This window comes from Citrobacter youngae, from assembly GCF_003818115.1.
GTDB lineage: Bacteria > Pseudomonadota > Gammaproteobacteria > Enterobacterales > Enterobacteriaceae > Citrobacter > Citrobacter youngae.
The window spans coordinates 1-1,141 of sequence record NZ_RPOI01000054.1; the positions used below are offsets into that span (position 1 = coordinate 1).

1 protein-coding gene and 1 pseudogene are annotated in these 1,141 nt (G+C 54.6%); both read left to right on the plus strand.

Annotated elements, in window-relative coordinates:
* Window positions 1-481: DUF927 domain-containing protein (locus EHN13_RS23915; protein WP_124022185.1), on the plus strand; the 481-nt coding region annotated here is incomplete at its 5' end.
* A 23-nt stretch (window positions 482-504) separates the two neighbouring features.
* A pseudogene (locus EHN13_RS23920) lies at window positions 505-1,141 on the plus strand (DUF927 domain-containing protein); the annotation flags it as partial.

A 1,141-nucleotide genomic window follows, 5' to 3' on the forward strand; every position in this document is an offset into this window, starting at 1 on the left:
CGAGGATGAAGTGATAGGGCGTGAAGCCCAGTCAGTCATCTTACAAACGTCGAGTGTGCAGGGGCGTGATTTTCGTGTCAGCGGTACATCAGAGGACTGGCGTGAAAATATAAGCCGTTACTGTCATAAAGAATGCCCGTCTTGCCTTTGCGGTGAGTCTGGCATTTGCTGCCCCCTTCTGAAACTGGTTGGTATCGGCGGTGGAGGTTATCACCTCAAAGGAGAATCGACGGACGGTAAAACCACGACGATGAAAGTGGCTGCATCAGTATGTGGTGGAACAGATTTCTGGCATACGTGGCGGGCGACGGGGAATGCCTTAGAAGGAACGGCGAGCCGCCGTAATGATGCCACGCTGATGCTGGATGAAATCCGGGAGGTTGACGGCAGGGAGGCGGGGAATATCGCTTATATGCTGGCTAACGGCAGGTCCCCGGGGGGGGGGGGGACAAAGCCAGAGCCAGAACAGATGGGTCGGTAAGGGAAACCAACCGCTGGAATCTGTTGTTTCTGTCCACCGGGGAACTGTCACTGGTGGAACATGCGGCAAGCGCCGGGGAACGTACGTATGCCGGGGTTGAAGTCAGAATGATCCAGATCCCAAGCGATTCAGGCAAATATGGCGTGTTTGAAGAACTTCATGGCTTCAGTAGCGGGAAAACCCTGGCTGAGCATCTTGAGCAGCACGTAGTGCATTATCATGGTGCGCCATTCCGCGACTGGCTGCATTGCCTGACCGCTGATCTGCCGGAACTGACCAGCCAGGCGAAAGCCTTATTGAAAGAGTACACCCGAAGGCTGACACCGGAAAATGCCGGGAATCAGGTTGGCCGGGCTGTTACCCGTTTTGCTCTGATTGCGATGGCCGGGGAACTGGCCACAAAAGCGGGCATCACAGGATGGCCGGAAGGAGAAGCTTTTCGTGCCGCTCAAAGCTGTCTGGCTGCATGGATGGCTGACCGGGGTCATACAGCTAATCAGGAAGATAAAGCGGCACTTGAGCAGGTACGGGACTTTATGACGCGTAATCAGTTCAGTCGGTTTGCTGACTGGAATGACGACAGGAACCGGCCTGTTTCAATGATGGGATTCAGAAAAGTCGATAAAGGAGACAACGTGGCAGAGCCGGTTGTAACGTTCT